Source organism: Brevundimonas sp. CURTG3B2_SDJG (assembly GCF_057364705.1).
Genome location: NZ_JBNFOJ010000153.1, coordinates 1 through 7,343 on the forward strand (window position 1 = coordinate 1; position 7,343 = coordinate 7,343).

General features: G+C 68.9%; 8 protein-coding genes and 3 pseudogenes. 9 read left to right on the plus strand and 2 right to left on the minus strand.

The features are described from left to right. The first annotated feature begins 274 nt into the window (after nt 1-274). From AC2W7C_RS11235 to AC2W7C_RS11255, 5 genes and pseudogenes are all read left to right on the plus strand, one after another. The gene (locus AC2W7C_RS11235) at nt 275-853 is read left to right on the plus strand and encodes a TetR/AcrR family transcriptional regulator (RefSeq protein ID WP_486001518.1); all 579 of its coding nucleotides are present in this window, start codon (nt 275-277) and stop codon (nt 851-853) included. A gap of 75 nt (nt 854-928) precedes the next feature. Further along, nucleotides 929-1,018: pseudogene (locus AC2W7C_RS11240) on the plus strand (TA system antitoxin ParD family protein); the annotation flags it as partial. Nucleotides 1,019-1,136: 118 nt separating this feature from the next. Continuing rightward, a complete protein-coding gene (map, locus tag AC2W7C_RS11245) occupies nt 1,137-1,904 on the plus strand; it encodes a type I methionyl aminopeptidase (RefSeq protein WP_486001519.1) in 768 nt (255 codons plus the stop codon). Nucleotides 1,905-1,977: 73 nt separating this feature from the next. Beyond that, on the plus strand, nt 1,978-2,727 hold the full coding sequence (locus AC2W7C_RS11250; RefSeq protein WP_486001520.1) for a DUF72 domain-containing protein: 750 nt from the start codon (nt 1,978-1,980) through the stop codon (nt 2,725-2,727). A gap of 36 nt (nt 2,728-2,763) precedes the next feature. Further along, entirely contained in the window at nt 2,764-3,828 is a 1,065-nt protein-coding gene (locus AC2W7C_RS11255) for an NAD(P)-dependent alcohol dehydrogenase (protein WP_486001521.1), read from the plus strand. A 12-nt stretch (nt 3,829-3,840) separates the two neighbouring features. Here the strand turns inward: AC2W7C_RS11255 and AC2W7C_RS11260 are convergent, their stop codons facing one another. Continuing rightward, entirely contained in the window at nt 3,841-4,050 is a 210-nt protein-coding gene (locus AC2W7C_RS11260) for a hypothetical protein (RefSeq protein ID WP_486001522.1), read from the minus strand. 215 nt (nt 4,051-4,265) lie between these two features. Here AC2W7C_RS11260 and phbB point away from each other — a divergent pair. From phbB to AC2W7C_RS11275, 3 genes and pseudogenes are all read left to right on the plus strand, one after another. Then, nucleotides 4,266-4,990 (plus strand): annotated as a pseudogene (gene phbB, locus AC2W7C_RS11265) (acetoacetyl-CoA reductase). A gap of 100 nt (nt 4,991-5,090) precedes the next feature. Continuing rightward, nucleotides 5,091-5,282: pseudogene (locus AC2W7C_RS11270) on the plus strand (hypothetical protein); the annotation flags it as partial. A gap of 109 nt (nt 5,283-5,391) precedes the next feature. Next, nucleotides 5,392-5,853, plus strand: a complete 462-nt coding sequence (locus AC2W7C_RS11275; protein WP_486001525.1) for a DUF4908 domain-containing protein — start codon at nt 5,392-5,394, stop codon at nt 5,851-5,853. On the opposite strand, the gene gloB is transcribed toward AC2W7C_RS11275, so the two are convergent. After that, nucleotides 5,843-6,571 carry a hydroxyacylglutathione hydrolase gene (gene gloB / locus AC2W7C_RS11280; RefSeq protein ID WP_486001523.1) on the minus strand — a complete coding sequence of 243 codons (729 nt, stop codon included), beginning with the start codon at nt 6,569-6,571 and terminating at the stop codon, nt 5,843-5,845. The genes AC2W7C_RS11275 and gloB overlap by 11 nt on opposite strands. A 45-nt stretch (nt 6,572-6,616) precedes the next feature. On the opposite strand from gloB, the gene AC2W7C_RS11285 reads away from it, so the two are divergent. Further along, on the plus strand, nt 6,617-7,343 hold a 727-nt coding region (locus AC2W7C_RS11285), incomplete at its 3' end, for a class I SAM-dependent methyltransferase (RefSeq protein ID WP_486001524.1).

Genomic DNA, 7,343 nt, shown 5'->3' on the forward strand with positions numbered 1-7,343 from the left:
GGATCGCAGGCCCAATTGCGGCCGTCCAGGTTCATCCGCGCCTCGCGCGGCTGGATCAGGACGGCGACGCGCCGGCCAGGGGGGCCGAGGGCTGGGCCAGAGGTTGGGCGAGGGGTTGGGCCGCCGCCAGGGCCGCCATCGAGAGCAGGGTCGTGAGAAGCATGGCGCTTCCTCCAGGGAGGGGTGTTCAAGACGACCGGGATCGGATAAAAGTGACCGGTCGTGCACCTAGAAGTGACCGATCGGTCACTTTGAGTCAAGAAGGATTTCGCGCATGCCCCCCAAGGGCGAGACCACCCACGCCCGGCTGATCGAAGAGGCGATGGCCCAGGTCACCGTGCGCGGCCTGGCCGCCGTCAGCCTGGCCGATGTCGCCGGCGCCGCGGGCGTGTCCAAGAGCGCCGTCCTCAAGCATTTCCAGTCCAAGGAGCAGCTTCAGGCCGAGGTGGTCGACACCATGATCGCCCGCTTCACCGCCGCCGTCTGGACGCCGGCCGAACCTCTCGAGAGGGGGCGCGAGCGGCTGGACCGCATCTTCCAGGGCGAGCTGGACTGGATCGACGGCGAGGACCGGCCCGGCGGCTGCCCGCTGAAGGCCGCGGCCATCGAGCTGGACGACCAGCCGGGACCGCTGCGCGACACCCTCAAGGCCAGCCAGATCCTCTGGGCCAAGACCCTGAAACGCGAGTTCCGCGCCCTGAGGCCCGACGCCGACGACACCGCGCTCGAAATCCTGGTCTTCCAGTTCAAGGGCATCGTCCTGGCCTACGGCCATTCCCGCCGGCTGCTCGACGACGATACGGCCCGCGCACAGGCCACGGCCGCCTACCGGGCGCTGGTGGAAGCCGCCTGACAGGCGAGCCCTCTTGCCGCCCCGCCCTGTCGGCACATATAAAACATATACGCTTTGTATATCGAGGAGGCCCGGATGGGCATCGTCAACATCGAGGACGAGCTGCACGAACAGCTGCGCCGCGCCAGCCGCGCCTCTTGCCGTTCGATCAACGCCCAGGCGGCGTTCTGGATCAGGATCGGCATGCTGGGCGAGCTGAACCCCGGCCTGACTTTCCAGGAACTGGCGGCGCGCGAACTGAGGGCCGCCGGCGTCGACGCCCCGCCCTGGCGCCCGCGGCCGCATGACCAAGACCCCGGCCGAGATCGAGTTGATGGCCGAGGCGGGCCGCCTGCTGGCGTCTGTGTTCGGCCATCTGGACGGACTGGCGCTCGCCGGGATGACCACCTTGGAGGTCAACGACCGGGTCGAGGCCTTCATCGTCGACGAGCTGGGCGCCCGGCCCGCCAGCAAGGGCCAGTACGGCTACGGCTTCGCGCTGAACAGTTCGCGCAACGCGGTCGTCTGCCATGGCGTCCCGTCGGCGGACGAGGTCCTGCGCGCCGGCGACATCGTCAACTTCGACATCACGCTCGAGAAGAACGGCTTCATCGCGGACTCCAGCAAGACCTACCTGATCGGCGATGTGACGCCTGCGGCGAAGCGGCTGGTCCGGATCACCTACGACGCCCTGTGGAAGGGCATCCGCGCCGTGCGCCCCGGCGCGACCCTGGGCGACATCGGCCACGCCATCGAGCAGCACGCCCGGCGCGCCGGCTACTCCGTCGTGCGCGACTATTGCGGCCACGGCATCGGGCGCGAGATGCACGAAGATCCCCAGGTGCTGCACTTCGGCAAGCCTGGAACGGGCCTGAAGCTGCGCGAGGGCATGGTCTTCACGATCGAGCCCATGCTGAACCAGGGCCGCCGGACGGTGCGCACCGAAGACGACGGCTGGACCGTCGTCACCACGGACGGCAAGCTGTCTGCTCAGTTCGAGCACACGGTCGCGGTCACCCGCGACGGCGTCCGCGTCCTGACCCTGCGCCCGGACGAGCGGGCCGCGGCCTGATCCGACGCTTCGGGCTTCCGGCGGCCTCGTCCCTGGGGTAGCTGTGACGGCGTCGCGAGGACTGGAGGCCGTCATGGCAGGCAAGATCTACACCGGCATCGGCGGCTGGACCTACGAGCCCTGGCGCGGGACCTTTTATCCCGAGAAGCTGAGCCAGAAGAAGGAGCTGGAGTACGCCTCGGGCAAGCTGACCTCGATCGAGATCAACGGCACCTACTACTCGGGCTTCAAGATCGACACCTGGATGAAGTGGCGCGACGAAACGCCCGACGACTTCGTCTTCTCGGTCAAGGCCAGCCGGTTCTGCACCAATCGCAAGGTCCTGTCCGAGGGCAACGAGAGTCTGGACCGCTTCCTGGACCAGGGTCTGACCGCGCTGGGCGACAAGCTGGGCCCGATCAACTGGCAGTTCATGGCCACCAAGAAGTTCGACCCCGTCGACTTCGAGGCCTTCCTGAAACTGCTGCCCAAGGAGAAGGACGGGGTGCGCCTGCGCCATGCCCTGGAAGTCCGCAGCCCGACCTTCGACACCCAGCAGTTCTACGACCTGGCCGCCCAATACGGCGCGGCCATCGTCTACGCCGAGGACGAAGAAGCGCCCGAGTGGCCGCGCATCGATCAGCCGACCGCGGACTTCACCTATGCGCGCCTGATGTCCAGCCGCGAGGACGAACCGACCGGCATGTCGTCCAAGGAGCTGGACGACATCGCGGCGCGGACGAAGGCGTGGTCGAAGCGCGGCGACGTCTTCGCCTACTTCATCGCGGGCGCCAAGGTGCGCAACCCGGCGGCGGCCCAGGCGCTGATCGAAAAGCTGAAATAGGCCAGGACAGCCCGGCCCGCGTCGCAGGAGACCGCCATGCCCATCGCCACCCGCGCCTTCGCCGCCACCGCGGCCGACGCCCCGCTGTCGCCCTACGCCTTCGACCGCCGCGATCCCGGCCCGGATGACGTGGCGATCCAGATCCAGTACTGCGGGATCTGCCATTCCGACCTTCACATCGTGAAGAACGACCTGGGCAACACCCGCTACCCCATCGTGCCCGGTCACGAGATGGCCGGCGTGGTGACCGCGGTCGGGTCCAACGTGACCCGGTTCAAGACAGGCGACCGGGTGGGCGTCGGCTGCATCGTCGACAGCTGCCGAACCTGCGTCTCGTGCCGGGCGGGCGAGGAGCAATACTGCGTGCCGGGCTTCGTCCAGACCTACGGCTGGCCCGATCCCAAGGGGGCCGAGGCCGGCCAGACGATCACCCAGGGCGGCTATGCCGACCGCATCACCGTCGATCAGAACTATGTCCTGCGCATCCCCGACGCCCTGCCGCTGGACGCGGCCGCGCCGCTGCTCTGCGCCGGCATCACCACCTACAGTCCGCTGAAACACTGGAAGATCGGCCCGGGCTCGAAGGTCGCGGTGATCGGCCTGGGCGGCCTGGGCCACATGGCGGTCAAGCAGGCCGCGGCCATGGGCGCCGAGGTGACGGTCCTGTCCACCTCGGACCGCAAGAAGGCCGACGCCGAGCGGATGGGCGCCCGGCATTTCCTGATCAACTCCGACAAGGCGGCCATGGCGGCGGCGGCCGAAAAGTTCGACCTGATCATCAACACCGTCTCGGCCACCCACGAGATCGCCAGCCACGTCCAACTTCTGGCCCGCGACGGAACCATGGTCATGCTGGGCCTGACCACCGAGGGCCTGCCGGTCTACGCCATGGGCTTGTTGTGGCGCCGGCGCTCGGTCGCCGGCTCCCTGATCGGCGGCATCCGCGAGACCCAGGAGATGCTGGACTTCTGCGCCGCGAACGGGATCGTCAGCGACATCGAGGTGATCGCGCCGGACCAGATCAACGAGGCTTACGAACGCCTGGAGAAGTCCGACGTCCGTTATCGCTTCGTCATCGACATGAGCCGGCTCGCGGCCTGACGCCGGACGGCTTCAGGGCCAGGGTTCCCCGCCGCATTCGGTGAGGACGCAGCCGTCGGTGCACGAGCTGATCAGATAGGGATCGTCCGGATACAGGGCTTGGCACCGGCTGAAGCACGTGGCGTGACAGCTTTCGGCGACCGGCGCCGAGGCGCTTCCCGCCGGGCCGGCGCCGAGCGTCAGGGCGGCTCCGGCCGCGGCGAACAGAACAACGAGTTTCATGGCGTCCTCCGTCAAGGCGCTGACTATCGCCTCAAGCGCCTCAAGGTTGATCATCACAACTTCTTGTTGTTGCGCCGCAAGACGGGCCGTAGCCCCAGGAAAGGCGGATTTTCGTAAAGCCGCGTAACACCGGCTTTTCGCGCAACGACCTGCAAGCTAAAGCGTAATCGTCAAGGGCGTCCGTCAGAGACGGCTCAAGGGACAAGGAAACGCATATGGCTCGCGTCGCACTCGTGACCGGTGGAACCCGCGGCATCGGCAAGGCCATCGTGCAGCGGCTCAAGGAAGACGGCATGGCCGTGGCCGCCGGCTATTCCGGCAACACCGAAGCCGCCGAGGCCACAGCCCGGGAGTTGGGCGTCATGGTGGTCAAAGGCAATGTCGGCTCGTTCGACGACTGCGCCCGCGCCGTGGCCGAGGTCGAGGCCAGCTGGGCCCGATCGAGGTGCTGGTGAACAACGCCGGCATCACCCGCGACGGCTTCTTTCACAAGATGAGCGCCGACCAGTGGTCAGACGTCATCCGCGTGAACATGGACAGCGTCTTCAACATGACGCGTCAGGTGATCAACGGCATGCGCGACCGCGGTTTCGGCCGCATCGTCAACATCTCGTCGATCAACGGCCAGAAGGGCCAGATCGGACAGACCAACTATTCCGCCGCCAAGGCCGGGATGATCGGCTTCACCAAGGCCCTGGCGCTGGAGAACGCGCGCAAGGGCGTGACGGTGAACTGCATCGCTCCGGGCTACATCGACACCGAGATGGTGGGGGCCATGGACGAGAAGGTCCTGGCGGGGATCGTCGCCCAGATTCCGGTAGGAAGGCTCGGAAAAGGCGAGGAAATCGCCGACATGGTGTCTTGGCTGGCCGGTGAGCGTGCCGGATATGTCACAGGCTGCACGCTGTCGCTGAACGGCGGTCAGTATCTGGTCGGCTGATCCGCGAACCGCCCAAAATCCGCCGCGGCGTGCTTCCACCAGTTTCATCATGGTGTTGACGGACAGGGTCAGAACGGCGCGAGAGCCGCTTCCGGCCGCGATGGCGATCGCCTTCGCGGGAGCCGTCCTGTCGCTGACTTCGGTCGCCCCCGCGGCCTGGGCCCAGGCGCGAGGCAACGCCCAGGCCGAGCAGAGCCAGGCCCTGCTCAACCGCGGCGGCGCAACCTGGACCCTGCCCCCGCCGGGCCGTTACGTGGCGGATTCGGGCGAAGGCTTCACCCTGGACCGCTCCGGCCAGCGCCCGCTGCTGCGTTTCGACCGTCGGGAAGAGACCTGGGTGCTGCGCCCCACCGCCGCCCGCGGGCGATGTCATCTATCGCAACGACGCCGGCCAGCAAATCCTGAGGGTCACGCCCGGCGGCGGCATGACCGTCTACACCCCCCAGGCGCCCGGCGGCTCGCCGGCTTCGTTCTCGGGCCCGGGCGCCAATCTGTCGCCGCCCACCCTGGGTCCGGCCCAGTTGTTCCAGCTGATGACCCGCCGCAGCGCCATGCTCAGTCAGGCCATGGGCCGGCTGATCGAGATCAACGTCGACACCGGCGAGGACGCCGAGGGTCTGACGGTCGAGGCCCTGATCCTGTCCACCGACGCGGTGCTGCGCATCGCTCGGTCGCCCACCAGCCGCTCATCGCTGAACCAGCTGCGCCGGATCGTCATCGTCCAGGGCGAGCGCGCGTCCGTGACCTATTCGCGAGGCGACCTTCGCATCGTGGTGGCGCCGACCCAGGGCGTGGCCGGCCGGCCGTCGTCAGCGCGCGTCATCCGGGCCTTCCTGCCGCAGGACCCCACGCCTAACCGGTGAAGCCGTCCTTGGCCGCCCGCCGCTCGGCGAATTGGGCCGCATCCGTCGCCGTCAGAAAGGGATTGAACACCTTCTCCGAACCGATGGTCGTCGGGACGGTCGGCTCTCCCCGCTCCCGCATGGCGAATATCTCCGCCGCGCGCGCCGCCGTCTCGGGCCGGTCATCGAGACTCAGGGCGAAGCGCGCGTTGGCGGCCGTGTACTCGTGCGCGCACCAGATCGTGGTCTCGTCCGGCCAGACGGCCAAGGCCTGAAGGCTGGTCCACATCTGCTCGGGCGTCCCCTCGAACAGGCGGCCGCAGCCCAGCACGAAGATCACGTCGCCGACGAAGGCCTGGGCGTCCGCCGCCGAGCGATAGACGATATGGCCCAGGGTGTGGCCGGGCGCATCGGTCACCTCCAACGCGGTCTCGCCCAGCATCACGACATCGCCGCCCCGGACGACGCGATCCAGCGGCGCCGCGCGGCGCACTTCCTCCGGCCCCACGATCTGGCATCCCGTCGCCGCCTTCAGCGCGGCGTTGCCCTGGGTGTGATCCGGATGCCAATGGGTATTCAGGATCAGGTCCAGCCGCCCCCAATCCGACCGCTCCAGCTCCGCCAGGATGGCCTCGGCGTCCGGCGTGTCGATCGTCGCCACGCGGCCGCTCGCCCCGTCGCGGATCAGGAAGCCGTAGTTGTCGTTCAGACAGGGAAACAGGCGAACGTCCAGGGTCATGCCGGCATTGTGGCAGCGGCCTCCGGCGGGGTCTATGGTGGCGGCATGCGGCGCAGCATCGAGGACTTGCGGATATTCTACGGCGAGCCGACCGGCGCCCTGGCGCGCCGCCTGCTGGCGCGCCGGCTCGAGGACGCCTGGGGCGAGGCCGTCAACTGCGACGTTCTGGGCCTGGGCTACGCCACCCCATGGCTGGACGCCTTCGTCGGGGCGCGCCGCGTCGTCGCCGCCATGCCGAGCGGACAAGGTGCCGAGCTTTGGCCGTCCGTCGGCAAGGCCCGTACCGTCCTGATCGAGGACCGCCGCCTGCCCTTCGCCGCCGGCGCCTTCGACCGCATCCTGCTGGTGCACGCCCTGGAAGAGGCGGACGACGCCCAGGCCCTGATGCTGGAGGCCGTTCGCGCCCTGGCTCCGGCGGGGAGGATCATCCTCGTGGCGGCCGCCCGCGGCGGGCTGTGGTCCCGGTCCGAGAGCACGCCCTTCGGCCACGGCCGGCCCTTCACCCGCCGACAGCTGGAGCGGCTGGTGCGCGATGCGGGCCTGGAGCCGACGGCCTGGTCCCAGACCCTCTACGTCCCGCCCTGGGGTCCCATGCTGCCGCTCGCCGACGGCTTCGAGCAGGTGGGGCGGCGCATCGTTCCGGGCGCGGCCGGCGTCATCCTGCTGGAGGCGTCGCGCCAGGCCTACGCTCGCATCCCCGGCGGCGCCGGCGCGCCGCCAGCCCTGTCCCCTTCGCCCGCCCCTGCAGCCGCCAGCCGGCCGGGCGGCTGTC